We start from the raw sequence: 24,738 nt of genomic DNA, 5'->3' as shown, positions 1-24,738 counted from the left end.
GCGTTTGGCTAGCGAAGATCGCGGCGCATGACAAGCGCGCCGGTCGGGCCGTGCTCCGGCGACTTGTAATAGTTGGCGCGCTTGCCGACCTCGCGGAAGCCGAGCCGCCGGTAGAGCGCGATCGCGGCGACATTGGTCTCGTCTACCTCGAGGAAAAGTGCCTCGGCGCGCTGTGCGTGCAGTTCACGCAGCACCGCGTCCATCAATTGCCAGCCGAGCCCCCGGCGCCGATGCGAACGTGCCACCGCGACCGTCAGGATCTCCCCCTCGCCGGCCGCCAGCCGCGCGAGCACGAAGCCGACCGGCGGCTTGGCACCCTGTCCGGTCTCGCGCGCGGCATAGCCGAACACCGTATCCTGCTCGAGCAGTGCGGCGAATTCGTCGTCGGTCCACGGCCGCGCGAAATCCTCGCGATGCAGCACCGACATGGCCGCGCTGTCGGCAATCGTCAGCGGCTCGAGCGCATAGTCCCTGCGGCGCGGCTGGAGGAACGGAATGCGCATCAGTTTTTTTGCCTCGATAAAACAAAGCCGGCCTGCGGCTTGGCGTCGGCGCCGCGCAGATAGAGCGGCTTCGGCTTTTCGCCCTCGCCCTTTTTACCGGCACCTTGGGCCGCGGCCAGCCGGGCATAGACGGCGATGTCGGCGGTGGCCCCGATCGGGCCTGTATCAAAAGCGCGCCCGACCGAGGCGGCAATTTGCGATGTCGCGGTGCCGGCAAGAACCGCGGAGCAGTCAACCGCGATGGCGGCGGCTTGCGAAAGCGTGGTCACCGAGGGACCGTAAGTCAAAACGGATGCTTCATCGTAAAGTGCCGCATGGATTTCCTCGCGCCCTGCATCGAGCGCGGCGAGAACGGCGCGGCCGGGAAACGTTACTCTCGCTTGCGCCGCCAGTGCTTCCAGAGTCGTCACGCCGATCGCCGGGATTTTCAGTGCCAGCGCAAGGCCGCGCGCCGCCGAGACGCCGACGCGCAGACCGGTGAAGGAGCCCGGACCGGTGGAAACGGCAATGGCGCCGAGGCCGCTAAAGTCCGTTCCGGCCGCCTTCAACGCCCCTTCGAGGACACCCATCAGATGCTCGGCATGACCCTTGCCGAGATCGAGCACCGAACGGCCGAGCTCTTTCCCGTCCGCCGCGTCGTAGACGCAGGCGGCGCAGAGATTGGCGGCACAGTCGATGGCAAGCAATTTCATGAAGCGGCCGGTTGAGACAGTTTCGAAAACAGCTTCCCTCTGCCCGCCAGGGCTGATCCCCGCAAGGGAATAATGGATAAATCGTCAGGCGACTTTGCTTCGGCGCGGGTCCACGAATGTAAGTTTCAACGCACGCAATCGCCACAATAAGTATCGGGACTAGCCGACCTGCTCGATACGCAGCACGTGATTGTCCCAGACATAGTCCGGCTCGGAACGGATCGAGCCACCGGCCTCGACGATTTCGCCGGCGCCGGTCGTCGCCATGAAGCTCTCCCCATCGGGTGCAACGCCGCAGACCTCGACCAGCGCCTTGGTGGCGACGATGCGGCCGCTGGCCGCGTCGATCACGGCAAGCGAATTGCCCTCAGGCGAAGACACGGCGATAGTGCCGGCGGCAGGGTTGGCGGCGACCGAGCCGATATAGTTCCTGAAGCCGGAGAGCACATCCTGCGACATGTCGAGCAATTGCAAGTCCTTGCCACGCGCCGCGCGGCCGACCAGCGGGGGGCGATCGGTGCCCGGCCCCCTATACTGACAGCCGAACCAGACGGTGCCGGAGCGGTCGGCATCCATATGGCGGATCGATAGCTGGTGCAGGGCCGGCGGCAATTCGTGCTTTTCGGTGAGATCGCCGGTAAGGCGGTCGACCAGAACATAGGACGGCTTCATCGTTGCGATATTGAGCTCGGCGCGGCCATAATCCGGATGCGTCTCGATGCCGCCATTGGCCACAGCAATCGTCCTGCCGTCGGAAAGCAGCAAAAGCTCGTGCGGGCCTGTGCCATAGGTCGGGAACTCGCCGATGCGCTTGAATTTCGCATGCGCGTCATAGATGCCGACGACGCCGGCGGCATTGTCGAAATCGTTCTCGGTGGCGTAGAGCAGCGCACCGTCGGCCGAGAACACGCCATGGCCGAAGAAGTGCCGGCCGGCAACGCTGGCAATGGTGTGCGGTTCACCGCGGCCGGTATGGTCGAAGACGACAGCAAAGGTGCCCGGCTGCCTGGCAAACACCACCGAACGCTTGGACACCGGGTCGAAGGTAACGTCGTGGCCCCGATCGGGCAGATCGATCGTGTGCAACAACTTGCCGGCCTCGGACAGGATGGCCGCGCCATAGCCGCCGTCGCGCTTGACGAAAGCGGTGGCGAAGACCGCGTCGGCGTCGAGTGTCTTTGCCCAGGCTGACGGCGCCATCGCCGCGACGAAACCAGCGCCTGCGGCCCTCAGGAAATCGCGCCGATCGATCAGCGGCGTCCTCATGATCAGTCGCCATCCAGTGACGAGAAGCCGGCGGTCAGGCCGAATTCGGCGGTCAGCCTGGTGCCGATCAGGCTCGTCAGGCTGGATGTCACCAGCGAGAAATAGTCGAGCTTCTGGCGCAGCGCCGGATCGGCAAGTGCCTTGTCGATCGGACCCCTGAATGCCTTGGCCGCCTCGATCCCGTTGGTGAGCTGGATGTGGACCGATTCCGCCATCCAGCGCGCATCGGGCGACAGCGCTTCGCCAAGCTGCGAGGCCTGGAATAGCGCGTCCATTCCCGCCAGATTCCCGGTCAGCGAGCGGGCGGTGTTTTGCGAGCGCCAATAGATCGCCTGTTTCGGTTTGTCGGCCTCCGGCTTGGCGCCCAGGAAGCTTTTCAGGCGCACGTCGCGCACCATTTCCAGCTCGTTGATGAAGACGCCGACCAGTTCGGTCACCGCTTCGGCGCCGTCGTGATAGAGCGCGTTCTGCGGACCCGCATTGGCCCAGAGCGCGGCAAAGCCGTCGGGCTTGGTCCAGGCATTGCCGACCTCGCCGGCGATTGCCTCGATATTGCCGGCAATGGCCGCGCCATAGGCGCAGCGATAGGCGTCGTCCCTGCCGGCCAATTGATCGGCGCCGTCGCCATGGAGCACGAATTCCAGTGCGCCGAGCCCTTGCATGGCGACGCTCTTTGTCGCCAGCTGGGCCGGATCGGCGGCTGTCGGATCCTTGCCGGCAAGTGCTGCCTGCACCTGCTTCAGGCCGATGCTCTTGCGGTCCGGCCAAAACAGCATGCGCTCAAGCCGGTTGTTTTCCGCGATCGGCCCGAAACGGATGATTTCCACCACCGACCAGGCATCCACGACACCCGAGAATTCGGCGCGCGCCGCATCGAGATTGTCTTGCGAGGGCGTCTGGCAAAGCGTGTGCATGGCCTCGGTCAAGCTGTCCGCATGGTCATGCAGCCTGGCATAGGCCGGGCGGACGAAGCCGTCGATCGCCCGCTGGATCACATCCGAAGCCTTCACCACCGCGGATGCCGGCAGCGCACCGGCGAGGACCAGCATCAGAACGAGTGCAGACGCAAGACGCTTCGGCATCAGAGCGACTCCAGAAACTTGATCAGCGCGGCGCGGTCGGCCGCATCGGCAGCGGCAAAGCGGTCACGCGCCTTCTGGCCCTCGCCGCCATGCCACAGGATCGCCTCGGCCAGGCTGCGCGCGCGCCCGTCATGCAGGAAGAAGGTGTTGCCGCTGACGGTCTGGGTGAGCCCGATGCCCCACAGCGGCGGCGTGCGCCATTCGCTTCCCGTGGCCTCGCCCACCGCCTGGCCGTCGGCAAGGCCCGGTCCCATGTCATGCAGCAGGAAATCGGAATACGGCCAGATCAGCTGGAAGGCCTGCGCCTTGTTCGGGGTGCCGCGGCGGGTGACGAATTTCGGCGTATGGCAGGAGATGCAGCCCATATCGTAGAACAGTTTTTTGCCGGCGAGCACGTCCGGTCTGTCGAGGTCGCGCCGGGCCGGCACGGCAAGGTTTTGCGAATAGAAGGTCACGAGGTCCATGACGGGCGGCGGCGCTTCGACCGGACCGAGGCGCTCCTGCACACCGTTGGGTAGGGCAAGGCAGGTCTTTTCTACGGCAGTGCAATCGCCCCAGTGCTTCGGCACCTCGGGCGTCGAAATGCCGATATCGCCGGCAAAAGCGTCCGCCGATTGCTGGCGGATCGATGCGGCCTGCGCCTTCCAGCCGAAACGGCCGAGCGTCAGTTCACCGCTGCTGCCGTCGCGTATTATGTTGGGCCTGCCGGAAATGCCGTCACCATCGCGGTCGGCCGGATCGGCGCGGGCAAGGATGTCGGCAGGAGCGATCTGCTCGACCAGGCCAAGGCCGATCATCGGCGGCGTCATGCGCGGCGACAGCGTGGTGTGTGGATCGAGCGGCTCGTAGGCGAGGCCCTCGACCGAATAGCTCGGCTTGCGCAGCGACACTGCGCTACCATCCGCCAGTTTTACTTTTTGCTCCTGATAATCGACATGCATCCTGCCTTCGCCCTGCAGGCCGGGAACGGCTAGCTCCTGAAGTTGCGTGCCATAGACCGGGTCGGGGAAGTTGAGCACCTTGTGATCGGCGAGCGCGGCTTTCTCCTCCTCGGTACTGGCTTCCCTTGCCAGGCGCAGGAACATCGAGGTGGTGCCGCTGTCGCCTTCGGGCGGATGGCCGCGACCGTCCTTCAGATGACAGTTCTGGCAGGCGCGCTCGTTGAACAGCGGACCGAGCCCATCCGAGGCCTGTGTCGAGGATGGCGACGACACCCAGTTCTTGCGGAAAATGGCGTTGCCGAGCTTGAAGGTGCCCTCTTCCTCGAAGCTGATGTTGGCGGAGGATTGCGAGAAGGCGTCCTTGTTGACGTCCTTCTTCGAGGTGCCGGCGCCGCCCTGCATCAGCTCGAATTGCTCGGGCTTGGAAAAATCGCTGGTCGGCCTGGTAATGGCGGTGACGCGCGCCAGATCCTTCGGCGTCAGATCGGTGCGGCTGGTGGCAAGCCCCGCCGGTCGCGGCGCTCCGGCCAGCGCCGAGGCTGTGAGCGTCGCCACCACGACAAGAAAAGCGCCGCGAAGGATACCGTATCGCGGCTTCTTCTGAGGCGGCAGGCCGCAACCTTCGGCCGGCCGCAAGCGGCGCAAGAACTCTAGGGAGCGCCGCATTCCCGCATATCCTTATTCCGCCTCGTCGGCCGACGCCGCGTTGAGCTGGCCGTACTTTTCCTCGCCGATCGAGGCGAGCAGGTCGAGTTGCGTCTCGAGGAAGTCGATATGACCTTCCTCGTCAGCCAGCAATTCCTCGAACAGCTTCATCGTCACGTAGTCGCCTGCTTCGTTGCAAACCTCGCGCGAACGCTTGTAGGCGGTGCGCGCGTCATATTCGCCGGCAAGATCGGATTCGAGCACTTCCTTGACATTCTGCCCGATGCGCAGCGGCGCCACGGACTGCAGGTTCGGATGGCCCTCGAGGAAGATGATGCGCGCCACGAGCCGATCGGCATGGTGCATTTCTTCGATCGATTCAGCGCGTTCCTTCTTCGCCAGCTTGGCGTATCCCCAGTCTTCCAGCAGCCGGAAATGCACCCAGTACTGATTGACCGCTCCAAGTTCCAGAAACAGAGCCTCGTTAAGCCGCTCTATGATCTGCTGTTCGCCTTTCATGGGTTCTGCTCCCGTATTGGACGCGCAGGCCTCTGACGCGATCCAGGTGTGAAACGATGTCCACGCCGCTCGCCGCCGAGCGGGCGTGGTAATTTTCGGTGACCTGAATGATCGTTTCGACCACATTTGGGAAGCAGCCGCAACAGCGACCGCGCTTGTGCATGGCATGATAGACCTTCGCCGGCACGATCAGCTGCCAGGGGTCCTCATCCAGCAGTCCGACGATCGTCTGCTCTATCTCCTTTTCGGTGATGATGTTGCAATGGCAGATCAGCATTTGTCGCTCTGGCTAGCGGCGCTCATTGCGCCGCGTGGCTGTTGGTTTCGAAGTTTACTGGAACACCTTGTCCGGTGAATCGAGGCTGTCCGAGCCCTCGAAGGCGATGGCATTGAGCTTCAGGGTGCCGACGGCGCGTTCGATCGACTTGGTCTGATCGACCAGCGCGTCGATCGCCGCCTGCACGGTGGCGTTGCCGTCAGCGTTGCCCTCGGCGATCTGCTGGTCATAGGCCTCGCCGGCAAGCGCCCGCGCCTTGATGGCCTCCATCTTGGCGATGGTGACATCCAGTTTAGCCGACAATTCCTTGTCGATCGCCGGATCGGCCGCCTTGACCATGTCGGCCACCGACGGCCCCTCGACGACAGTGCCGTCAAGCCGCGTGTAGCTGCCGTGATAGGCGGCACGGATGCCGATCGCGTCATATAGGTGGGAGTTGTAGGTGTTGTCGGAGAAGCAATCGTGCTCCTCTTCCGGATCGTGCAACAAGAGGCCGAGCTTCATCCGCTCGCCGGCGAGCTCGCCGTAGGACAGCGAGCCCATGCCGGTGAAGATGGTCGAAATGGCGGCATTCTGCTCGCCATCGACAAGGTTCTTGCGGGCGGCGCCGCCTTCCTTCCAGTCGTTGACCATATCCTTGAGATCGGAAACCAGAAGGTCGCTCGCCGATTTCAGGTACTGTCCGCGACGGTCGCAATTGCCGCCGGTGCAATTGGCGAGGTCGTAATCGGTGTAGGGCCGCTCGCCGGCGCCCGGACCGGTGCCGTGCAGGTCTTGCCCCCAAAGCAGGAATTCGATGGCGTGATAGCCGGTCGCCACATTGGCCTCGATACCGCCGGCCTCCTGCAGGGTGCCGGAGAGGAACTCCGGCGTCAGATTGGTGGCGTCGACCTTCTTGCCGTTGATCTCGATCGACTTGTTGGCGATCACATTGGCGGTGTAGAGCGCGTTGGCGTCCGACTCGGTGCCGTAGCTCTTGGCGACATAGTCGATCAAGCCCTCGTCGAGCGGCCAAGAGTTCACCTTGCCTTCCCAGTCGTCGACGATGGCATTGCCGAAGCGATAGACCTCGGTCTGCTGATAGGGAACGCGCGATGCCTTCCAGGCCTCGCGGGCGGCGTTCAACGTTTCGGCCGATGGCTTGGCGAGCAGCGCATCGACAGCCTTGTCGAGCGCCTCGGCCGTGATCAGCGAATCCTCGTATTTGGCGAGCGCGATGTCGGAATAAGTCTTGATGACCGCCTTGGCATCGGTTTGCGCCTTGGCCGGCAGCACGAACACCGCCGCAGTAAGCATCGCGGCGGCGCCGATCGCCGCAAGCCTGCCGCCATACCGCGCGGTCATCATCGTTCTCATGACTGTCTCTCCTCGGGAATCAATGAAATGCCGGCGCCGCGGCGGGCAGCTGCCAGCGGGCAAAGAGGGGTCGCGCCATCGCGCGCTTCGCGGAAGAAAGACACCGAAATGCCTCCAATCGAAAGGGTTCAAGGCCCAGACATCAAAGGGATGCGCTGACGCGCGAGCTTCCATAAAACGGCGAAGACGCCGGATGTCAACTGGTGGCGCAGAAAAAATTCAATTGAAACAATAGTTTAGAATTATTCTAAACTAGAACTGTCAACTTTAACATCGATGTATAGGGAATGCCGGCGCATGACGCGGTTGACAGGCGGCCGTTCCGGGTGCGACCCGGATCGGCGCTCTTGCGGCGGCGCCGGACAATCGCCACCTGGCGAGACGTCCTAGATTTGGATGAGGAATCGGGCTGTTATGAAGAACGGGATCGTCATTGTCGGTGCGGGACATGCGGGCGTGCAAGCGGCCGCCAGCCTGCGCGAAGAGGGCTATGAAGCCCCGGTGATCCTGGTCGGCGACGAAAACGAATTGCCCTACCACAAGCCGCCGCTGTCGAAGACCTTCATCAAGGATCAGCAAGCAAAGCCGCAGCCGTTGCGCGGCGAGGCTTTTTATACCGGCAGCGCCATAGACTACCGGCCAGGCCTCCGGATCGAGCGCATCGATGTAGGCGGCCGCAGGCTGGAGATATCGGGCGGCGGTGTGTTGCCGTTCGACCGGCTTGTCCTCGCCACCGGCGCGCGGCCGCGCCTGCTGCCGCTGCCGGGTTCGGAGCTTTCCGGCGTTGTGTCGCTGCGCTCGCTCGGCGATGCCCGCCTGATCCGCGAATTGAGCGCGCAAAGCGAGGACGTCGTCATCCTCGGCGGTGGCTTCATCGGCCTGGAGATTGCCGCGACGCTCACCGCGGCCGGCCGCAAGGTTGCGGTGGTCGAGGCGGTCGACCGGCTGCTCGGCCGCGCCGTGGCGCCGGTCATCGCCGGCCATGTCCGCCAGCGGCTGGAAGCCACCGGTGTGCGCATCCTCACTGGCACCACCATCGAACGGCTGGAGGGCGAGAACGGCCGTGTTTCGGCTGCAATCACCTCATCCGGCGAAAGATTGCCGGCGCAGATGGTCGTCATCGGCATCGGCGTCGTGCCGAATGTCGAATTGGCCGAAGCCGCCGGCATTGCCATCGCCAACGGCATCCGCGTCGACCAGCAGATGCGCACGTCGGTGCCGGAAATCCTTGCCATCGGCGATGCCGCCTCCTACCGGCACTGGTTCACCGGTGGCGATGTGCGGCTGGAATCGGTGCAGAACGCCACTGACCAGGCGCGGCTCGCCGCGCGCACCATCGTCGGCCACGCCGATAACTACTCAGCGGTGCCGTGGTTCTGGTCCGATATCGGCGACATGAAGCTGCAGATGGTCGGCCTGATTTCGGGCGGCGACAGCCATGTCGTGCTGGGCGACGTGGCCGAGAACAAATTCTCCATCTACCACTACGCCGGAAGCCGGCTGCTCGGCATCGAATCGGTCAACCGGCCCGGCGACCACATGCTTGGCCGCAAGATGCTCGGCGCCGGCTTTTCGCCGTCGCCGCAGATTGTTGCGACCGGGCCCGACGGGCTGAAGGCAGCGCTCGCCGCCTTCCAGCAGGCAGAGCCTGCCCGCGCGGCAGGATAATCGTATCGCTCAGGCGGCGCGGGCCTCGCGGATCGAACTTTCCAGAATGTCGAGCGCCTCGTTCATGACGCCATCCTGGATGGTGATCGGCGCGAGGAAGCGGATGACGTTGCCGTAGACGCCGCAGGTCAGCAGGATCAGGCCCTTGTCGAGCGCCTTCAGCCGGACCGCATTGGCGAGTTCCGGCGACGGCAGGCCCTTCGTCACATCGTTGAACTCGACCGCGTTCATGAAGCCTGGGCCTCTGATGTCGACGATCTCCGGCGCTTCGTCGCGGATCGATTGCAGGCGCTGCTTCAGCCGGTTGCCCAGCGTATTGGCGCGGTCGCAGAGCTTCTCCTCGTCGATGACGTCGAGCACGGCATGCGCCGCGGCGACGCCGATCGGGCTGCCGCCATAGGTGCCGCCGAGCCCGCCGGGGTTCGGTGCATCCATGATCTCGGCACGCCCGGTGACCGCCGCCAACGGGAAGCCGCCGGCCAGGCTCTTGGCCATGGTGGTGATGTCGGCCGCCACCTCGTGGTGGTCCATGGCGAACATCTTGCCGGTGCGGGCAAAGCCGGTCTGCACCTCGTCGGCGATCAGCAGCATGCCGTGCTGGTCGCAGATCTTGCGCAATGCAGTCATGAAATCGCGCGGCGCCTCGTAGAAGCCACCCTCGCCCTGCACCGGCTCGACGATGATCGCGGCGACGCGGGCCGGATCGACATCGGCCTTGAACAGCCGGTCGAGCGCGGCCAGCGAATCGGCGACCGACACGCCGTGCAGTGCCACCGGGAACGGTGCATGGAAGACATCCGCCGGCATGGCGCCGAAGCCGACCTTGTAGGGCACGACCTTGCCGGTCAGCGCCATGCCCATGAAGGTGCGGCCGTGAAAGCCGCCGGAAAAAGCGATGACCGCCGGCCGGCCGGTGGCGTTGCGGGCAATCTTGATCGCATTCTCCACCGCCTCGGCGCCGGTGGTGACGAAAATCGTCTTCTTGTCGAACTTACCAGGCAGCATGCCGTTCAGCCGTTCGGCCAGCCTGATATAGCTCTCATAGGGCACGACCTGGTAGCAGGTGTGGGTGAAGCGGTCGAGCTGCGCCTTGACCGCTTCGATCACCTTCGGATGACGGTGGCCGGTGTTGACGACAGCGATGCCGGACGAGAAATCGATGTAGCGGCGGCCTTCCACATCCCAGATCTCCGAGTTTTCGGCGCGATCGGCATAGATCTGCGTGGTCATGCCGACGCCGCGCGAAATCGACTGGCTCTTGCGTTCGGAAATGGCTGAATTTGTCATCGTATCCCTTACCGGGCCAGCGCCCGCTCTCGTTTGATGGCTGTTGAGACTCTTCTGGGCTTATTTCAGGTTTTCCTCAAGTTGGCACTGGCGGCGGGTGATTGGGCCTGTCGCCGATGCGTTAACTGGCCAGCTTACCCAACCGCCTATACGCGTACGAGAAGAGGTTTCCTTTTTGCGGGGATCAATTATCCTCGCCATTGTCCGCGCCGTCTTGCTACAGGGGGCGGTCCGCGCGGTTGAGGGAGTTATGAGCAGGAACGCGACATTGTCCGTCTCGCCGCCGTCGGTCAAAACCCCCAGCCATTTGTCTTTTCCTGCCTCCACAATTCTAGCCTGCGCAATGGCAATGCTGCCTTTGCTTCTGGCCGGCTGCCAGAAGCAGGAGGCTGCGGCGAAGAAACTGCCGATCATGGTCCTCACCGAGACCGTGGCGACCGCCAACTATGCGCCAAGGACTTCGCTCACCGGCGTGATCGCGGCGCGCACGCTAAACAATCTTTCGTTCCGGGTCGGCGGCCGCGTCGCCGAACGGCTTGTCGACGTCGGGCAACATGTCGATCAAGGTACCGTGCTCGCCCGCATCGATCCGCAGGAACAGGAATTCGACCTGCGCTCGGCGCAGGCCGATCTCGACGCCGCGCAGGCGCAATTGACCCAGGCCGCCGCCGCCTTCGAACGGCAAAAGACACTGCTTGCCCAGGGCTACACCACGAGGCGCGACTATGATGCGGCCGAGCAGGCGTCGAAGGTGGCGCGAGGCAGCGTCGATGCCGCTCAGAGCGCGCTCGCCAATGCAAAAGAGGACCTTTCCTTCACCGAACTCAAGGCGGGTGCGGCAGGCGTGATCACAGTGCGCCAGGTCGAAGCCGGGCAGGTGGTGCAGGCGGCGCAGACCGTCTTCACCCTTGCCGAGGACGGCGACCGCGATGCGGTCTTCAACGTAGAGGAAACGATGGTAGCAAAGACGCCGGCAGCACCCGCGGTGACAATCACGCTGTTGTCGGATCCGCAGATCAAGGCGATGGGCAAGGTGCGTGAAATCTCGCCGGCGGTCGATCCGACTTCAGGCTCGATCCGGGTCAAGGTCGCCATTCCCGACACGCCCGCGGGCATGCCGCTCGGCGCGGCCGTCATCGGGTCGGTCAGCGCCCAGCCGTCGAAGGCCGTCATCGTGCCGTGGCAGGCATTGACCTTGAACGCGGGCAAGCCGGCCGTCTGGGTCGTCGATCAAGCGACCAAGGCGGTGGCAGCGAGACAGGTGGAGGTGCTGGCCTTCGGATCCGGCTCGGTCATCATCGACAAGGGGCTCGAGGCAGGCCAAACCGTCGTCACCGCCGGCGGCCAGTTGCTCAGCCCCGGCCAGACCGTCGAGATAGCGGGAGCGGAGCAATGAACCGGCTCCTGCGCAGCCCTGCCCCGCTTGTTCCTGCCCTGTTTGGGCTCGTGCTCGGCGCCTGCTCGCAATCGGAAGAGAAGCCGCCCGAGATCATCCGGCCTGTGCTGTCGGTGGTGGTCGAGCCCCGCACCGTAGAGACCTTCGGATTCGCCGGATCTGTCGAACCGCAGTTCAGCGCCGACCTTGCCTTCCGCCTGCTTGGACGGGTCGTCGTCCGCGATGTCAAGGTCGGCGATATCGTCACCAGGGGCACGACGATCGCGGCGCTCGATCCGACGGCGCTGGAGCTTGCCGTGCAGGCGGCGAAGGCAGAACTCTCCAACGCGCAGGCGCAATTTGCCAATGCCGCCGCAAGCGAGGAGCGCCAGCGCCAGTTGCTTGTCGCCGCCAACACCTTGCAGGCCGTCTTCGACGCCGCGCGCCAAGCCAGGCAGGCCGCCGCGGCCGGTGTCGAGCGGGCCAATGCCGCACTGGCCAAATCGCAGGAACAGCTTGGCTATACCAGGTTGTTCTCGGACTTCGATGGCGTGGTCACCGCCGTCGGCGCCGAGGTCGGCCAGACGGTCTCGCCCGGCCAGACCGTCGTCACGGTGGCGCGCTCTGACCCGCGTGAAGCAGTCGTCGACATTCCCGACCAGTTGACCGGCGATCTCGCCTTCGGCACCCCCTTCCAGATCATCCTGCAATCGCTGCCCACGATACGCAGCGACGCCAAGCTGCGCGAGATCGCCCCGCAGGCCGAAGGTTCGACCCGCACGCGCCGCGTCCGGCTGATGCTCATCGATCCGCCGCCGGCATTCAGGCTTGGTTCGACGGTGACGGCGACCCGCATTGCCAAGATCACGCCGACGATCGAGTTGCCGCTGTCGGCGCTGCTGGAGAAGAACGGCAGAGAAAAGGTCTGGGTCGTCGACCAGCAGACGTCGAGCGTGAGTGCCCGTGACATCAAAATTGCCTCCAAGGGTGCCGCCACTTTCACCGTCGCCGAGGGCCTCAATGCAGGCATGCGCGTCGTCACCGCCGGCGTCCACAGCCTGACCGAGGGACAGAAGGTCAAGATCTCTGAGGGAGAGGCCATATGGAGGGCTTCAACCTCTCCGACTGGGCGCTGAGCCATCGCTCGCTGGTGTGGTATTTCATGCTGGTCTTCGTCGTGGCCGGCGTCTTTGCCTATCTCAATCTCGGCCGCGAGGAAGACCCCGCCTTCACCATTAAGACCATGGTCATCCAGGCCAACTGGCCGGGCGCATCGGTCAACGAGACGGTGCGGCAAGTGACCGACCGCATCGAGAAGAAGCTCGAAGAGCTCGACAGCCTCGACTATACCAAATCCGTCACCTCTGCCGGCAAGACCGTCATCTTCGTCAACCTGAAGCCGACGACCAAGGCGCGCGACGTCGTGCCGACCTGGCTGCAGGTGCGCAACATGGTCAACGACATCTGGGCGCAGTTTCCGCAAGGCGTGCAGGGACCATTCTTCAACGACCGCTTCGGCGACGTCTACGGCAACATCTATGCCTTCACCGCCGACGGGCTGACGCCGCGCCAGTTGCGCGACTATGTCGAGGATGTCAGGACGAAGATCCTGACCGTGCCGAATGCCGGCAAGGTCGATCTGGTCGGTGCCCAGGACGAAGCGATCTACCTCGAATTCTCGACCCGCCAGATCGCGGCCCTCGGCCTCAACCAGCAAGCGATCGTGGCCAGCCTGCAGGCGCAGAACGCAATCACCCCATCCGGCGTCATCCAGTCCGGGCCGGAGCGCATCAGTGTGCGCGTCGGCGGCCAGTTCACCTCGGAAGAGAGCCTTCGCGCCATCAATTTGCGCGTCAACGATCGCTTCTTCCGGCTGAGCGACGTGGCGACGATTTCGCGCGGCTATGTCGACCCGCCGACGGTCTTGTTCCGCTTCAACGGGCAGGACGCGATCGGCCTTGCCATCGGCATGAAGCCCAATGCCAATCTGCTGGAGTTCGGCGAGGCCCTGCACGAGGAGATGAACAAGGTACTGGCCGACCTGCCGGTCGGCGTCGGCGTGCATCTGGTCGCCGACCAGCCTGTCATCGTCGAGGAGGCGGTTTCCGGTTTCACGCGCGCCCTGTTCGAGGCGGTCGCCATCGTGCTTGCCGTGTCCTTCATCAGCCTCGGCATGCGCGCCGGCTTCGTCGTGGCGCTGTCGATCCCGCTGGTGCTGGCCATCACCTTCACGGCCATGGCCTATCTCGGCATATCGCTGCAGCGCATTTCGCTGGGCGCGCTGATCATCTCGCTTGGCCTTCTGGTCGATGACGCCATGATTGCCGTGGAGATGATGGTGGCGCGGCTGGAGGTCGGCGACAATCTGCGCAAGGCGGCGACATATGTCTATACCTCGACCGCCTTTCCGATGCTGACCGGCACGCTGGTGACGGTCGCGGGCTTCATCCCGATCGGCCTCAACAACAGCGCCGCCGGCGAATACACTTTCACGCTGTTCGTCGTCATCGCCGTGTCGCTCCTGGTGTCATGGATCGTCGCGGTGCTGTTTGCGCCGCTGCTCGGCGTCACCATCCTGCCGGCGACGATGAAGCAGCACCATGAAAAGCCCGGCCGCTTCACCGCGCTGTTCCGGCGCGTCCTCGTCGGCTCGGTGCGCCATCACTGGCTGACCATCATCGCCACGGTGCTGTTGTTCGCGGCGTCGCTGGCCGGCTTTGGCCTCGTCCAGCAGCAGTTCTTTCCACCATCCGACCGTCCCGAACTGATCGTCGACTGGAATCTGCCGCAGAACTCCTCAATTGCCGAGACCCGGGACCAGATGGAGCGGTTCGAACAGCGGGCGCTGGTCGGCAATCCCGATATCGACCACTTCAGCTCCTATATCGGCCAGGGCGCGGTTCGCTTCGTGCTGGCCTATGACGTGCAACCGGCCAATCCCTATTTCGGCCAGACCGTCATCGTCACCAAGAGCATCGAGGCGCGCAATCGGGTCAAGCCGGCGCTCGAAAAGCTGCTGCGCGACGAGTTCGTCGGCACCGACGCCTTTGTCAAGCCGCTCGAACTCGGGCCGCCGGTCGGGCGGCCGGTGCAGTACCGCGTCGGTGGTCCTGACGTCCAGACGGTACGGACACTGGCGCAGGAATTCGCCGGCATCATTTCCGCCAATCCGCAGCTGGCCGCACCCACTTTCGACTGGAATGAACCCGAGCGCGTGCTGAGGGTCGACGTGCTGCAGGACAAGGCACGGCAACTCGGCATCACCTCTTCGGATATCGCCAGCGCGCTGAACAGCACGGTCGGCGGCTCCACCATCACCCAGGTGCGAGACGCGACCTATCTGATCAATGTGGTGGCCCGTTCGCGCGAGGCCGAACGGGGTTCGATCGGCACACTGCAGAACATGCAATTGCCAACCGGAACCGGCGAGGCGATCCCGCTGGCCGCGGTGGCGAACTTCCGCTACGAGCTCGAACAGCCGACAGTGTGGCGCCGCGACCGCATCCCGACCATCACCGTGCGCGCCGGGCTGGTCGGCGACGTGCTGCCCGCCACCGTGGTCAACGAGGTGAAACCGTCGGTCGACGCCTTCATCGCCAAATTGCCACCGGGCTATTCGATCGCCACCGCCGGCTCGGTCGAGGAAAGCGCCAACAGCCAGGGGCCGATAGCCGCCGTGGTGCCGCTGATGCTGTTCATCATGGCGACCATCCTGATGGTGCAGTTGCAGAGCTTCCAGCGCCTGTTCCTTGTCGTGGCGGTGGCGCCGCTCGGCCTGATCGGCGTGGTGGCCGCGCTGGTGCCGAGCGGGGCACCGCTCGGCTTCGTTGCCATCCTCGGCGTGCTGGCGCTGATCGGCATCCTGATCCGCAATTCTGTCATCCTGATCGTCCAGATCGAGGATCTTGTGAACGAGGGCAAGGACCGCTGGGCCGCCGTCATCGAGGCGACCGAGCATCGCATGCGGCCGATCGCGCTGACCGCGGCGGCCGCGAGCCTGGCGCTGATCCCGATCGCACGCGAAGTGTTCTGGGGGCCGATGGCCTATGCCATGATGGGCGGCATCATCGCCGGCACGGCGATCACACTGCTGTTCTTGCCAGCGCTCTATGTGACGTGGTTCAGGATCAAGGAGCCGAAAGGAACGCCTGAAAACGAGGAGAGCGCAAACGGTGGCGACGAGGTTCCTATAGGCAGCGTGGCCTGACCGCACGGCTGCGAATTGAGTCGCAGCACGTGGAATAGAAAGATACCGCTAAGCCCTGACAAACCCGTCGCTCGCCCTCAACAGGTTGCGCGTATAGTCCTTGGTCACGTGACGCTCGACAAGGTCACTCGCCGCCAGATTTTCGACGGCCTCGCCGTTCTGCATCACCATCAGCCGCTCGCACATGTGAGTGATGATGGCGAGGTCGTGGCTGACCATCAGGAAGGTCAGCTTGCGCCGCCGCCTGATCTCTTCCAGCAGGTTCAGCACCTCCGCCTGCACCGAAGCGTCGAGCGCCGAGGTCGGCTCGTCGAGCAGCAGGATCGACGGTTCCAGAATCAGGGCGCGCGCGATCGCCACGCGCTGGCGCTGGCCACCGGACAATTGATGCGAATAGCGAAAACGGAAGCCGGTGCCCAGGCCGACCTCGTCGAGTGCCCGCTGGATGCGCTTTTCGCCGTCGGCGAAGCCGTGAATGGCGAGCGGCTCCTGCAGCAGGCGGTCGACGGTCTGGCGTGGGTGCAGCGAGCCGTACGGGTCCTGGAACACCATCTGCACCTCGCGGTAGAACGCCTTGTCGCGGCGCACGCCGAGCGTTTTGCCGTTGACGGTAATGGTGCCTGATGCGGCCGGCGCCAGGCCGGCGATTGCCCTGAGCAGCGTCGACTTGCCGGAGCCGGACTCGCCGACGAGGCCGAAGGATTCACCGGATTCGACTTCGAGACTGACGCCTTTCAGCGCGCGGAAGCGGTCGAACATCACCTCCAGCCTGTCGACGGAAAGGGCTGCCGTCATGCCGCCCACTCCGGCTTGCGGTCGAGTACCGGCAGCGGGTGGCGGTCGGCGCCGATCTTGGGCATGCAGTTGAGCAGGCCGCGCGTATAGGGATGCTGGGCGCGGCCGAGCTCCGAGGCCTTGAGCTGTTCGACCACCTTGCCGGCATACATGACGATGACACGATCGCAGAAGGACGAGACCAGGCGCAGATCGTGCGAGATGAAAATCAGCCCCATGCCGCGCTCGCTGACCAGCCGGTCGAGGATGCCGAGCACGTCGAGCTGCACGGTGACGTCGAGTGCCGAGGTCGGCTCGTCGGCGATCATCATTTCCGGCCCGGCGATCAGCATCATGGCGATCATGGCGCGCTGGCCCATGCCGCCGGAGACCTCGTGCGGATGCAGGTCGAAGACACGGGCCGGATCGCGGATCTGCACGGCCTCCAGCATGGCCAGCGCGCGGTCTCGAGCCTCGGCCTTGGAGACCTTCTCATGCGTGCGCAGCGTCTCGACGATCTGGCGGCCGATGCTCATCACCGGGTCGAGCGAATATTTCGGATCCTGCAGGATCATGGCGATACGCTTGCCGCGCAGCGCGCGGCGCTCGCGCGACGAGGCGGCAAGCAGGTCGATGCCGTCAAAAGCGAGCGTCTTCGCGGTCACCTCGGCCTGCGGCGGGGTGACGCCCATGATGGCGCGGCCGGTCTGCGACTTGCCCGAACCGCTCTCGCCGACGATGCCGAGCCGCTCGCGGCCGAGCGAGAAGGAAACGCCGCGCACCGCCTCGATCAGGCCGGTGCGCGTCGGGAAGGTGACGCACAGGTCGTCGACTTCGAGAAGCGTGCTCATTGGTCACCGCTTCGGGGATCGAGCGCGTCGCGTAGGCCGTCGCCGAGCAGGTTGAAGCCGAGGCTGACGATGAGAATGGCAAAGCCCGGCGCGCCCGCAACCCACCACTGGTCGAGCACGAAGCGGCGGCCCGATGCGATCATCGCGCCCCATTCCGGCAGCGGCGGCTGCGCGCCGAGGCCGAGGAAGCCGAGGCCGGCGGCGGTCAGGATGATGCCGGCCATGTCGAGCGTCACCCGGATGATCAGCGAGGAGATGCAGAGCGGCATGATGTGGCGAAGCACGATGCGGAACGGCGAGGCGCCCATCAGCTGCACGGCCTTGATGTAGTCCGAATTGCGCACCGTGAGCGTTTCGGCGCGCGCGATGCGGGCATAGGGCGGCCACGAGGTGATGGCGATGGCGAGCACGGCGTTTTCGATGCCGGGGCCGAGCGCGGCGACGAAGGCCAGCGCCAGGATCAGCTTCGGAAAGGCGAGAAAGATGTCGGTGATGCGCATCAGGATCGCATCGGTCCAGCCGCCGGCATAGCCGGCGACGGTACCGACCAGCAAGCCGATTGGCGCGGCGATGATGGCAACCAGAATGACGACGTAGAGTGTCCAGCGCGAGCCGAAGATGATGCGCGAATAGATGTCGCGGCCGAGATCGTCGGTGCCGAACCAGTGCCCGGCACTCGGCGCCAGCAGCCGCGAGCCTTTGAGGTCGCCGAATGTCGGCGAATAGGGCGCCAGCACATCGGCGAAGGCCGCGACCACCAGCAGCGCGATGATGATGAGCAGACCGATGAATGCCAGCCGGTTGGCGGAAAAGCGCCGCCATGCCACATAGGCGCGGCCGAGCCTTGCCTGCACGCGCGACGCCGGCCGCTCGCTGAGCAGCCAGTCGCGGCGGGTTTGAATCGCTTCGGTGCTCATCCCGCCTTGGTCCTTGGGTCAAGCACCCGGTAGAGCAGGTCGGAGAATAGGTTGATGGCGATGAAGACCGAGCCAATGATGATGGTGCCGCCAAGCACAGCATTCATGTCGGCGTTCTGCAGCGAGTTGGTGATGTAGAGGCCGATGCCCGGCCACGAAAACACCGTCTCGGTCAGCACCGAGCCTTCGAGCAGCCCGGCATAGGACAGAGCGATCACCGTGACCATCGGCACCGCAGCGTTGCGCAGCGCGTGACCCCAGATGATGCGCGTTTCCGACAGGCCCTTGGCGCGCGCCGCGACGATGTATTCCTGGGTAAGTTCGTTCAGCATGAAGGAGCGCGTCATGCGGCTGATATAGGCGAGCGAGAAATAGCCGAGCAGCGAGGCCGGCAGGATGATGTGGCGGAAGGCATCGGCAAATACGTCCCACTGCCGCTGCCAGAGTGCATCCAGCAGGTAAAAGCCGGTAATCGGCGTGAAGGTGTATTCGTAGACGACATCGAGGCGGCCGGGAAAGGCGACCCACTGCAACTTGGCATAGAACAGCACCAGCGCCAGCAATCCCAGCCAGAAGATCGGCACGGAATAGCCGACAAGACCGATGATGCGCACGATCTGGTCGATGATGCTGCCGCGCCGCACGGCGGCCAGCACGCCGAGCGGCACGCCGATCACCGAACCGATCAGCGTCCCCAGCGTTGCCAGTTCGAGCGTCGCCGGAAAGGCGCGGCGGATGTCCGTCATCACCGGATTGGTGGTCAGCACCGAGGTGCCGAAATCACCGTTCAGGGCATGTTTGACATAGATGTAGAACTGCTCGACCAGCGGCAGGTCGAGGCCCATCTCGCGGCGCGTGCGTTCGACGACATTGGCCGGCGCCCGGTCGCCGAGCACCGCCAGCACCGGGTCGATCGGGATCACACGGCCGATGAAGAAGGTCACCGCGAGCAGACCGAGATAGGTCGTTATCGCGATGACCAGGAACCTGGCGATCGATGAGGCCACGGCAACGGCGCGGGCGCCGCCGCGCCCTGCCATCGCTTCGCTTTCAGCCACACTCATACGGCGCGTCCGCCGCCGTCACTCCTTCGAGACGGGGCCGACGAAGTTGGTGTCGAAGCTCGGGCCGAGGGCAAAGCCCTTGAGGTTCTTGCGCAGGCCGGCCACTTCCAGCTGCTGGTGGATGATGACGAACGGGCTGGTATCGAGGATCTTCTTCTCGAGATCCTGGTACATTGCGGCGCGCTTGGCCGCGTCCTTCTCGAGCAGAGCCGCTTCGGTCTGCTTGGTCAGGTCCGGAATGTCCCAGGCGTTGCGCCAGGCCAGCGTCTTGGTCTTGCCTTCATCCGAATTGTCGGGGTTGCTGGCAAAGGTCTGGGCGTTGGAGTTCGGGTCGAAATAGTCCTGGCCCCACTGGCCGATATAGATGTCGTGGTTGCGGGCGCGGTATTTGGTCAGCGTCTGCTTGCCGTCGCCGGGGATGATCTCCAGCTTGATGCCGGCCTGTCCCAGCGTCTGCTGGATGGATTCCGCCATGCCCGTCGTCGGCTGCCCGGTGCGCACGTCCATGGTGACGCTGAAGCCGTCGGCGAGACCCGCCTTGGCAAGCAGTTCCTTGGCCTTGGCGACGTCCAACTTGAACGGGTTCTCGTCCAGTTCGCCGAGCACGCCCTTGGGCAGGAAGGTCTGGTGGATCTCGCCGATCCCCTTGAGGATGGTCGAGCTCAAGGCGTCGTAGTCGACCAGATATTTGAAGGCCTGGCGAACCTCGGGCTTGGCGAGATTCGGGTTCTTCTGGTTGAGGCTGATATAAAAGACCGTGCCCTTCGGTGCGCTGGTGGTGGTGAGGTCGGCATTCTTGGCGATCGCATCGAGGTCGTTCGGCTCGAGATTGCGGGCAACGTCGATGTCGCCGGCTTCCAGCGCCAGACGCTGGCCGGAGCTTTCCTTCATGTTGCGATAGATGACCCGCGCAAGCTTTGCCTTTTCACCGTTGTAATTGTCGTTGCGCTCGAGGACGACGGCCTCGTTGGCGCGCCATTCGCGCAGCTTGAAGGCACCGGAGCCGGCATAGCCGGTCTTCAGCCAGGCATTGCCGAAATCATTGTCCCATTTGTAATCGGCGCTCGGCGTGACCGCGGCGACATGCTCCTTGACCAGCTTGGCGTCGACGACCGAGGCGACCGTCGCCGACAGGCAGTTCAGCACGAAGCTCGGCGCATAGGCCTTGTCGACGGTGAACTGGAACGTCGTATCATCAACAGCCTTGGCCTTCTCGGTGACGTTGCCGCCATCGATGCCGAACTGGCCGATAATAAAGGCCGGGCTCTTGTCGAGCTTGATGGCGCGCTCGAACGAATAGGCGACGTCCGCCGCCGTGATCGGATTGCCGGAAGCGAATTTGAGGCCGGGCTTGAGCTTGAATGTGTAGGTCAGGCCATCGTCGGAGACGCTCCAGCTTTCCGCGAGATCGCCCTTGACCTTGGAGGTGTCGCTGAGGTCGAGGCGCACCAGAAGATCATAGGTGTTGCCGGTGATTTCGGCGGTCGACAATTCGAATGCCTCGCCCGGATCCATGGAGATGATGTCGTCGATGGCGAAACCCTCGACCAGCGTGTCGGCGGGCGTGACCGCGAAGGCAGGCGCACCGGCCAGAAGTAGCGCGGACATTGCCGCGCCCGCGAGCAAGAAGCGGGAGCGTAGAGCAAACTTTTCCATCATCATTTTAACTGTTCCCTGTTTTTGTTGACCTGAGTTCCCGGCTCAGGGTTGTGGCATTTCTTGCCGCGTCGAACGGTGATCCCCGGACCGTTGTCTAGGCAATTTTTTGTGCAGTTCCGGCTCACCATATCCGGCGGTTTCGAGCGCGGCAACGAGCATTTGCAGAACGGTTGATTGGGCCAGACCGGCGGTGCGAAAACCCGGCTATTTCAGCGCGGTAACCAGGTCGGCGTCGGGAAAGCAGGTGGCGGAACGGCCGTTGCTGGCCTGCCATTTGCCGATCGAGCGGCGCGTCTTGAAGCCGGGCAGGCCGTCGGCGCTGCCGACATCATAACCCTTTGCCTCCAGCGCCCGCTGCAGGGCGGCGATGTCGGAGCGGTAGAGCCCGCCGACCGCGCCCCAATTGCCCGAGAAATTGCTGTCGCCATGGGCGATGCGATCGGCGCCATGGCCGATGAACAGGGCATAGAGATCGCTGGTGTTATACTGCTTCAGCACATAGAAATTGGGGGTGACGATGAAGGCCGGGCCGCTGCGTCCCGCCGGCATCAAAAGAAAACCTTCGGCTTTCAGTTCGCTCGCCGGAAACGGTTTGCCCGACACGCGCCTGATGCCCATATCAGCCCATTGCGAAATCTTCCTGCCCTGGTCGGGACCTTCGAGCGAGCACGAGACGCTGTCCGGCACCGTCACCTCGAAGCCCCAGCCGCGGCCCCTGACCCAGCCATAATGCACGAGATAATTGGCGATCGATGCCAGTATGTCGGGCGTCGAATTCCAGATGTCGGTGCGGCCGTCGCCGTCGAAATCGACGGCATGCTTCAGAAACGATGTCGGCATGAACTGCGGCTGGCCAAGCGCGCCGGCCCAGGACGATTTCATCGCGTCGACCGGGGCAAGCCCGCGCTCGACAATCTCGAGCGCCGCCAGCAGCTCGGTGCGGAAGAACGCCTTCTTCGTCGACATGAACGCCTTGGTGCCCAGCACCTCGAAGGCGTCATAGGGCAGCTTTGCCGCACCGAAGCCGCTCTCGCGGCCCCAGATCGCCAGCAGCACTTCGCCAGGCACGCCGTAGCGTTTCTCGATCGCGGCAAGCGTGCTGGCGTTGGCCGCCTCGCGGGTGCGGCCGCCGGCGGTCACCGCTCGGACTATCCTTTCGGCGAAATAGGCGCCGGGCGAACCGAACTCGGCCTGATGCTGCTTCTGCGGCGTCGTCGCCCTCTCGCCCGGCTTCACCAGGTCGGGCAGCTTGAGGTTCGGCTTGACGCCGTCGAAGGCGGCATCGAAGGTTTTCTTTGAGATACCTTTGGCCTTGGCTTCGGGCCAGAGGTTGTTGCCAAGCCAGGCGCGGAACTGGTCGTCGATCTTTGCCCCGGAGGCGGGGGTGGCGAGGAGGAAGGCGATAAGGGCTGCAAACAGGGAAAGCAGAGCCAATCGGAGAGGTTTGGGTTCCTGCGGACGGAGTGCCAAGTTTGCAGTCATCATTCGCACCCTCCCCGCAGCTCGCCTCAAAACGCCGTCCGCGAGCGCAGTGCGGCGGCCAGCGTGCCTTCGTCGAGATAATCGAGCTCGCCGCCGACCGGAACACCGTGCGCCAGGCGCGTCACCTTGATGTCGAAGCCGGAAAGCTGGTCGGTGAGATAATGTGCGGTGGTCTGGCCCTCGACGGTGGCATTGACGGCGAGGATCACTTCCTTGACCTCGCCGCCGGCGACGCGATCGACCAGCGAGCGGATGTTGAGCTCATCGGGGCCAATGCCGTCGAGCGGCGACAGCGTACCGCCGAGCACATGGTAACGCACGTTCATGGCGGTCGCCCGCTCCAGCGCCCAAAGGTCGGCCACGTCCTCGACGACGATGAGCGTGGTGGGGTCGCGGCGCGGGTCGGTGCAGATCATGCATGGATCTGAGGTGTCGACATTGCCGCAGGTCGAGCAGATGCGCACCTTGTCGACCGCCTCGCCCATGGCGGCGGCGAGCGGCGCCAGCAGCTGCTCCTTCTTCTTGATGAGGTGGAGCGCGGCGCGCCGTGCCGAACGCGGACCGAGCCCCGGCACCTTGGCCAGCAGCTGGATCAGGCGTTCGATCTCGGGACCGGCGATTCGCTTCGACATCGCACCGGTTTAGACCATGATCCCGAAAAGTGGAAACCGGTTTTCGGAAAAGATCATGGTCAAACAAGACGATAGAGCCCCATTCCGATCTTTCGGAATGGATCAGGCTCTATGATTTTTCAACGGGTTTTGGAACACTGCTGGGGCGCGTGCTGTTCAACGCGCAAAGAGGCAATCGCCCGGGTTTGCGCCGCCCCTCATTGCCCTGCCGGGCATTTCTCCACGTATAGTGACGGGGAGAAAGGGCTGACCGCAACCTCGGCACCCTTTTTGTAGCGCCGGAAATTGGCGAAATCCTTGGCAAAGGCGTCCTGCTCCCCGTCACTATACGGGGAGAAGATGGCGGCAGCCAGATGAGGGGCGGCGCCGACGTTGACCGCCTCAGTTGTCTTCTAGCGGCCGGGTCTGGCCGGCGATCATCGCGCCGATGGCGTCGGTGTTCTCGGGCGTCGCCTCGAATGACATTGTCGGCTCTGCCGGCGCGGCCTGGAAGGAGGTGACAGGCCGCTCGCTCACGGTTCCGCCAAAACGGGCCGCATCGGGCTCCTGCATTGGTTCTTGCAGCGCCACAAGCATCGGCTTCTCCGCCGTCGCCCTCTCCGCGGTTGCCATTCCGGCAGTCACCCTTGTCTGCTTTGCCGGCTGCAATGCAGCGGCGGTCACATAGGTCGCCTTGGCGAATGTCGGCTTGACCTCGCGTGCCGGCTCCGCCGAGGCGACAAGTATGGCCTGAGCGGCAGGCGCTTGCGGCTTGGCCTGGGCAATGGCAATCACGGGCTCGTCCGGCAGCGGCTGCCAGTTGCGGCCGCGCTTTTCATAAAAGGCATTGCCGCCCGCGACCATGGTGTAGTGCATGTTCTTGTAGGGGAAGCGCAGGCCGGCGGTGTGGAAATACATCGTGTTCTTCAGCTTGGCTTTGCGCTCGCCCTTGAGCACCGCCTCGGCGGCTTCCTCGACGTCGGGCATCGCCTTCGAATTCATCGGCCGTGTCATGACGCCCGGCGCGAACTGGCCGCGCTCGCCAACCACTTCGCAGATGGTGTCGCCGTGCTTGCCGGACCGCAGCCGGTTCATCACCACCGTGCCGACCGCAATCATGCCGTCACGGCTCGACCGGTTAGACTCGAAGAACATTGCCCGCTCCAGGCACTCCTTCTCCTTGGGCGTGGAATTGTAGGAGCGCGAGCTCAGGAAACCCGGCGTAATGGCATCGGTCAGGCTGGACATGCCGTGCGAGGCGGTCTGACTGCAAGCGGCCAAAAACAGCGGCGAGACAACGACGCCGAGCCGCAACGGCGTCTTCCATCGGGTAGAGATCAAACAGGCGTCCCCTCATTCTGCTGCCAGCCCGCCCCTGGTTGCGGCAAGAATGAGACACTTTCGGGCAAAAAGATGGCTAAAGCGTTATTAAGTGTGGGGAGTTGCCCAATAGACACAGCTGGCGGGCGAAGAGCGTTGGATCGCTGCCCTCTTCGGTCAGGTGCCGGCATGGTTCCAAGGATTCATGCCGTGACCTTGGGGCGCCGCAATCTCCGCAGGAG

At 64.2% G+C, this 24,738-nt stretch carries 21 protein-coding genes; 4 read left to right on the top strand and 17 right to left on the bottom strand.

All coding sequences use genetic code 11. The features are described 5' to 3' along the window. Window positions 1–8: 8 nt before the first annotated feature. The 8 genes from rimI to NKH70_RS16340 all read right to left on the bottom strand — a co-directional run bounded on the left by rimI (window position 9) and on the right by NKH70_RS16340 (window position 7,269). The gene (gene rimI, locus NKH70_RS16375; RefSeq protein ID WP_352715821.1) at window positions 9–503 is read right to left on the bottom strand and encodes a ribosomal protein S18-alanine N-acetyltransferase; all 495 of its coding nucleotides are present in this window, start codon (window positions 501–503) and stop codon (window positions 9–11) included. Beyond that, window positions 503–1,195 (bottom strand): tRNA (adenosine(37)-N6)-threonylcarbamoyltransferase complex dimerization subunit type 1 TsaB, encoded by a 693-nt coding sequence (gene tsaB, locus NKH70_RS16370; RefSeq protein ID WP_353025639.1) that lies wholly within the window; start codon window positions 1,193–1,195, stop codon window positions 503–505. The genes rimI and tsaB overlap by 1 nt, the downstream gene beginning before the upstream one ends. A gap of 159 nt (window positions 1,196–1,354) precedes the next feature. Next, a complete protein-coding gene (locus NKH70_RS16365; protein ID WP_352715825.1) occupies window positions 1,355–2,461 on the bottom strand; it encodes a DUF1513 domain-containing protein in 1,107 nt (368 codons plus the stop codon). Between the two features lie 2 nt (window positions 2,462–2,463). Further along, window positions 2,464–3,543: an imelysin family protein gene (locus NKH70_RS16360; protein WP_352715826.1), complete on the bottom strand. Its 1,080-nt coding sequence runs from the start codon at window positions 3,541–3,543 to the stop codon at window positions 2,464–2,466. Further along, window positions 3,543–5,150 carry a di-heme oxidoreductase family protein gene (locus NKH70_RS16355; protein WP_352715828.1) on the bottom strand — a complete coding sequence of 536 codons (1,608 nt, stop codon included), beginning with the start codon at window positions 5,148–5,150 and terminating at the stop codon, window positions 3,543–3,545. The genes NKH70_RS16360 and NKH70_RS16355 overlap by 1 nt, the downstream gene beginning before the upstream one ends. A 12-nt stretch (window positions 5,151–5,162) precedes the next feature. Continuing rightward, window positions 5,163–5,648 carry a bacterioferritin gene (bfr, locus tag NKH70_RS16350; RefSeq protein WP_023676883.1) on the bottom strand — a complete coding sequence of 162 codons (486 nt, stop codon included), beginning with the start codon at window positions 5,646–5,648 and terminating at the stop codon, window positions 5,163–5,165. Beyond that, window positions 5,614–5,925, bottom strand: a complete 312-nt coding sequence (locus NKH70_RS16345) for a (2Fe-2S)-binding protein (protein WP_353025637.1) — start codon at window positions 5,923–5,925, stop codon at window positions 5,614–5,616. The genes bfr and NKH70_RS16345 overlap by 35 nt, the downstream gene beginning before the upstream one ends. A 54-nt stretch (window positions 5,926–5,979) precedes the next feature. Continuing rightward, window positions 5,980–7,269: an imelysin family protein gene (locus NKH70_RS16340; RefSeq protein ID WP_352978713.1), complete on the bottom strand. Its 1,290-nt coding sequence runs from the start codon at window positions 7,267–7,269 to the stop codon at window positions 5,980–5,982. Window positions 7,270–7,695: 426 nt separating this feature from the next. Between NKH70_RS16340 and NKH70_RS16335 the strand changes: the two genes are divergently transcribed. Further along, the gene (locus NKH70_RS16335; protein ID WP_352715830.1) at window positions 7,696–8,949 is read left to right on the top strand and encodes an NAD(P)/FAD-dependent oxidoreductase; all 1,254 of its coding nucleotides are present in this window, start codon (window positions 7,696–7,698) and stop codon (window positions 8,947–8,949) included. A gap of 9 nt (window positions 8,950–8,958) precedes the next feature. Here NKH70_RS16335 and NKH70_RS16330 read toward each other — a convergent pair whose 3' ends face one another. Beyond that, a complete protein-coding gene (locus NKH70_RS16330; protein ID WP_352715831.1) occupies window positions 8,959–10,236 on the bottom strand; it encodes a 4-aminobutyrate--2-oxoglutarate transaminase in 1,278 nt (425 codons plus the stop codon). 349 nt (window positions 10,237–10,585) lie between these two features. On the opposite strand from NKH70_RS16330, the gene NKH70_RS16325 reads away from it, so the two are divergent. Genes NKH70_RS16325 through NKH70_RS16315 form a run of 3 tightly spaced genes read left to right on the top strand, consistent with a single transcriptional unit; the run spans window position 10,586 to window position 15,818 of the window. Continuing rightward, complete coding sequence (locus tag NKH70_RS16325; RefSeq protein ID WP_352978676.1) at window positions 10,586–11,632, top strand: efflux RND transporter periplasmic adaptor subunit; 1,047 nt, start codon at window positions 10,586–10,588, stop codon at window positions 11,630–11,632. Next, window positions 11,629–12,747, top strand: a complete 1,119-nt coding sequence (locus NKH70_RS16320; protein ID WP_353025635.1) for an efflux RND transporter periplasmic adaptor subunit — start codon at window positions 11,629–11,631, stop codon at window positions 12,745–12,747. Before NKH70_RS16325 ends, NKH70_RS16320 begins: the two co-directional genes overlap by 4 nt. Next, window positions 12,714–15,818, top strand: coding sequence for an efflux RND transporter permease subunit (locus NKH70_RS16315; RefSeq protein WP_352721737.1), 3,105 nt, complete (start codon window positions 12,714–12,716; stop codon window positions 15,816–15,818). Before NKH70_RS16320 ends, NKH70_RS16315 begins: the two co-directional genes overlap by 34 nt. A gap of 48 nt (window positions 15,819–15,866) precedes the next feature. Here NKH70_RS16315 and NKH70_RS16310 read toward each other — a convergent pair whose 3' ends face one another. From NKH70_RS16310 to NKH70_RS16275, 8 genes are all read right to left on the bottom strand, one after another. After that, entirely contained in the window at window positions 15,867–16,613 is a 747-nt protein-coding gene (locus tag NKH70_RS16310; RefSeq protein ID WP_352914374.1) for an ABC transporter ATP-binding protein, read from the bottom strand. Further along, window positions 16,610–17,443, bottom strand: a complete 834-nt coding sequence (locus NKH70_RS16305; RefSeq protein ID WP_353025633.1) for an ABC transporter ATP-binding protein — start codon at window positions 17,441–17,443, stop codon at window positions 16,610–16,612. The genes NKH70_RS16310 and NKH70_RS16305 overlap by 4 nt, the downstream gene beginning before the upstream one ends. After that, window positions 17,440–18,360 (bottom strand): nickel transporter permease, encoded by a 921-nt coding sequence (gene nikC, locus NKH70_RS16300; RefSeq protein ID WP_353025632.1) that lies wholly within the window; start codon window positions 18,358–18,360, stop codon window positions 17,440–17,442. Before nikC ends, NKH70_RS16305 begins: the two co-directional genes overlap by 4 nt. After that, window positions 18,357–19,424, bottom strand: coding sequence for an ABC transporter permease (locus NKH70_RS16295; RefSeq protein WP_352721733.1), 1,068 nt, complete (start codon window positions 19,422–19,424; stop codon window positions 18,357–18,359). Before NKH70_RS16295 ends, nikC begins: the two co-directional genes overlap by 4 nt. 18 nt (window positions 19,425–19,442) lie before the next feature. Then, entirely contained in the window at window positions 19,443–21,086 is a 1,644-nt protein-coding gene (locus NKH70_RS16290; protein ID WP_352721731.1) for an ABC transporter substrate-binding protein, read from the bottom strand. A gap of 201 nt (window positions 21,087–21,287) precedes the next feature. Continuing rightward, window positions 21,288–22,565, bottom strand: coding sequence for a lytic murein transglycosylase (locus NKH70_RS16285; protein ID WP_502908368.1), 1,278 nt, complete (start codon window positions 22,563–22,565; stop codon window positions 21,288–21,290). A gap of 26 nt (window positions 22,566–22,591) precedes the next feature. After that, window positions 22,592–23,197: a recombination mediator RecR gene (gene recR / locus NKH70_RS16280; RefSeq protein ID WP_352493754.1), complete on the bottom strand. Its 606-nt coding sequence runs from the start codon at window positions 23,195–23,197 to the stop codon at window positions 22,592–22,594. Window positions 23,198–23,578: 381 nt separating this feature from the next. Continuing rightward, on the bottom strand, window positions 23,579–24,517 hold the full coding sequence (locus NKH70_RS16275; RefSeq protein ID WP_353025629.1) for a cell wall hydrolase: 939 nt from the start codon (window positions 24,515–24,517) through the stop codon (window positions 23,579–23,581). Window positions 24,518–24,738 lie beyond the last annotated feature (221 nt).

This window comes from Mesorhizobium sp. M0991 (assembly GCF_040318915.1).
In the GTDB taxonomy this organism is placed as follows: domain Bacteria; phylum Pseudomonadota; class Alphaproteobacteria; order Rhizobiales; family Rhizobiaceae; genus Mesorhizobium.
Note: the sequence above shows the minus strand (reverse complement) of the source record. Positions and strands in the feature narration are given on the sequence as shown.